This is a genomic window from Chryseobacterium sp., from assembly GCF_022712095.1.
GTDB lineage: Bacteria > Bacteroidota > Bacteroidia > Flavobacteriales > Weeksellaceae > Chryseobacterium.
This window is the reverse complement of the sequence record NZ_JALAHD010000169.1, coordinates 1-3271: the sequence shown is the minus strand read 5'-3', so window position 1 is coordinate 3271 and position 3271 is coordinate 1. Positions and strand designations below refer to the sequence as shown.

Annotated in this window: 3 protein-coding genes; 2 read left to right on the top strand and 1 reads right to left on the bottom strand. The window is 34.8% G+C overall.

The window, feature by feature from the left end; genetic code table 11:
* Window positions 1–60 precede the first annotated feature (60 nt).
* Window positions 61–1167 (top strand): M14 family zinc carboxypeptidase, encoded by a 1107-nt coding sequence (locus Q0A18_RS08615; RefSeq protein ID WP_292009746.1) that lies wholly within the window; start codon window positions 61–63, stop codon window positions 1165–1167.
* 64 nt (window positions 1168–1231) lie between these two features.
* Here Q0A18_RS08615 and Q0A18_RS08610 read toward each other — a convergent pair whose 3' ends face one another.
* Entirely contained in the window at window positions 1232–1744 is a 513-nt protein-coding gene (locus Q0A18_RS08610; protein WP_292009745.1) for a DUF4920 domain-containing protein, read from the bottom strand.
* A gap of 144 nt (window positions 1745–1888) precedes the next feature.
* Between Q0A18_RS08610 and Q0A18_RS08605 the strand changes: the two genes are divergently transcribed.
* Window positions 1889–3271 (top strand): amino acid permease (locus Q0A18_RS08605; protein ID WP_292009744.1); only part of this gene is annotated, 1383 nt, incomplete at its 3' end.

The window sequence follows — 3271 nt, the reverse complement described above, 5'->3', positions numbered from 1 at the left end:
TGTTAATCGCGTGAATTCCTCAAAAATAGTTAATTTTGACTCATGTAAATTATTATCCGAATGAGTTTTGAACATATCTATCAGCAAAATCCTAATTTCCCTAATCGCTATATTTCTCCTGAAAAATTATTTTTTTACCTACAGAGCAATCTCAAAGATTATATTTCTGAAATAGGAAGATCATATCTTGACAGACCGGTTTATCAATTACGAGTTGGTAAGGGAGATATTCATGTACTTGCTTGGTCCCAAATGCATGGCAATGAATCCAATGCTACCCATGCTATGCTTGACTTACTGGAAAGTCTAAACAAAGCTCCGGAAATGAAAGAAGAACTTTTTAGTAAAATTCAATTGGATTTTATATTTATGCTGAATCCCGATGGTTCAGAAAAATGGACAAGGCTTAATGCTTCCGATATTGATCTTAACAGGGATTTTCATAATGAGGAAAGCGGAGAGATAAAAATTCTAAAGAATGTAGTGGCTTCTCAGAAATATGATTATGCCTTAAACCTTCATGAGCAGAGAACCATATTTACCACAGATGGAGTTCATCCGGCTACACTCTCTTTTCTAGCGCCTTCTGAAGATGTTCAGCGTACAGTTACTGATAACAGAAAAAAATGTATGGCAGTAATTGCTAATGTTTATAATCATTTAAAAGAATTGATTCCAAATCAGATAGGAAGATATTCAGATGAGTTTTATCCTACTTCTACCGGAGACAACTTTATGAAGGCAGGAATGCCTACGATTTTATTTGAAGGAGGACATTTTAAAGACGATTATACAAGAACCGGAACAAGAAAATATTATACGGTCGCTCTTTATTATGCGTTAAAGGCAATGACCGAATTAAGATCCTCAACAAAGGACTGGGAGAATTATTTTGAAATTCCGGAAAACCAGGAAACGCATTATGACATTATCTACAAAAATATAGAGCTTAATACGGAGCATCCTTGTGTACTGGATGTAGCAGTTCAGTACAAAGAAATAAAAGAAGAAGGAAAAGAGGAAATTTCTTTTGTACCCTACGTAGTAGTGGTAGGAGATGTGAAAACAAAAAGAGGGTGGAAAGAGATCGATTGTAAAGGAAAGAAATTTGTTTCAAACAGTAAATACCCTAAGCTGGACGCTGAAGTGGATTTCACTATTCAATAATAAATAATAAAAAAGCGAAACTCACGAGTTTCGCTTTTTTATATCAATAAAGTTTTACTAAGTATTATTTAACTACTTTGATTCCGTTAGCTACAAATCTGACTTCTTCCTTCGGCTTAGTAATAGCATCAATTTCAGATTGAGGTCTTTTAGCATCTTCTGCATAATGTTTCTGTTCATCTACAGAAGTTACTTTTCTTTCAGCATTTCCTTCCAATACTACATTTTTACCTTTTAATGCTGTTGGAACAAAAAAAGCATAATCTTTCATTTTTACAAAAAACTGAGAATCATCTTCTGTTTCAATAGTAAGCCAGCATCCTTTTTTCTCACAAACATCAGTTACCTTACCTTTGATGGCTACATTTTCTACTTTTTTATCTTTTTTAAGTTTTTTGCCAAGTTTCTCAGCTGTTATAGCTTTAGATTCTGCAGTATTGGTAATTCCGGCTCCATAAATATCACCTACAAGAGCATTTCCCGGAGGTGGAGAATATTTCTTTTGAGAAGTCTCCTGAGCAAATATCAGAGTAGACATACCGACAGCCACTGAAAATAATATTGCTTTGAATTTCATATATAATAATTTTTCCAAAAATAATAATAAAAAATGAATTAGAATTATTTAATAAATTGATAAGAAACATGTTAATTTTTTAAAATAGATGCATGGGATTGGATTATTTCAGGATTTTTCTATATTTGGTCCGAATATTTACTTATGCACAAAAAATTGAAATTATGGGATGCCATTATGCTGGTAATGGGATCTATGATCGGAAGTGGTATCTTCATTGTCAGCGCTGATATGATGAGAAATCTGGGATCCGGCTACTGGCTTATTATTGTCTGGGTGATTACAGGAATAATGACAGTAGCGGCAGCAATAAGCTATGGAGAGCTTTCTGCATTATTTCCAAAGGCTGGTGGACAATATACTTACCTCACAGAGATTTTTGGAAAAAAAATGGGGTTCCTGTATGGATGGGGATTGTTTACCGTTATCCAAACCGGAACAATAGCTGCCGTTGCAATGGCTTTCGGGAAATTTACGGCTTATCTTGTTCCTGCGTTTAATGATGCAGCTCCTATATTTCAAAGTGGGGAATTTCAGATTACATGGATACAGATGCTTGCCATTGCTATTATAATACTTCTCACTTATATTAATACAAGAGGTGTGGAAAGCGGAACTTTATTACAGAATATTTTTACAGGTTCTAAAATTATTGCCCTATTAGGACTGATTGCCCTTGGGTTTATATTGGTAGATGTTTCGAAGCTGTCTCACAATCTGAGTTTTGGCTTTGATGCCTTTAATAACCTGAAAAAGGATTTTAATGGTAATTTTCTTAAAGAGGGCTGGAAACCTATAGGAGGTATGACCTTAATGGGGGGAATTGCAGCCGCTATGGTTGGTTCGGTCTTCAGTTCAGTAGCCTGGGAAAGTGTAACATTTGTGGCAGGAGAAATAGAAAATCCTAAGAAGAATGTTGTAAAGTCAATGATCTATGGTACATCAGCTGTAATGGTCTTGTATATAGCGGTTAACTTTGTTTATTTGAATGCATTAGACAGAAATTCTATCGCTTTTGCAGCAAATGACAGGGTAGCAGTAGCTGCTTCCCAAAATATTTTTGGGAGTGCAGGAACTATTATTATCGCTTTACTCGTTATGATTTCTACATTTGGATGTAATAATGGATTGATTCTGGCAGGTGCCCGTGTATTCCAGACTATGGCTAAAGATGGTTTGTTTTTTAAGGCTGCAGTAAAGAATAATAAAAATGAAGTGCCAGAAAATGCATTATGGATGCAGGGAATTTGGGCTTCTCTTCTTTGTCTGAGCGGTCAATACGGAAATTTGCTGGATATGATTTCTTTCGTGATTGTTTTGTTTTATATGATTACTGTTTTCGGGGTCATTTATTTAAGATATAAAAATCCGGATTTGGAAAGACCTTATAAAGCCTGGTTATATCCTGTTACTCCGATTATTTATTTATTAATCGGTACAGGATTTTGTATTTTACTTCTTATCTATAAGCAACAATATACCTGGCCGGGATTTTTGATGGTTTTACTGGGACTTCCGGTATACTAT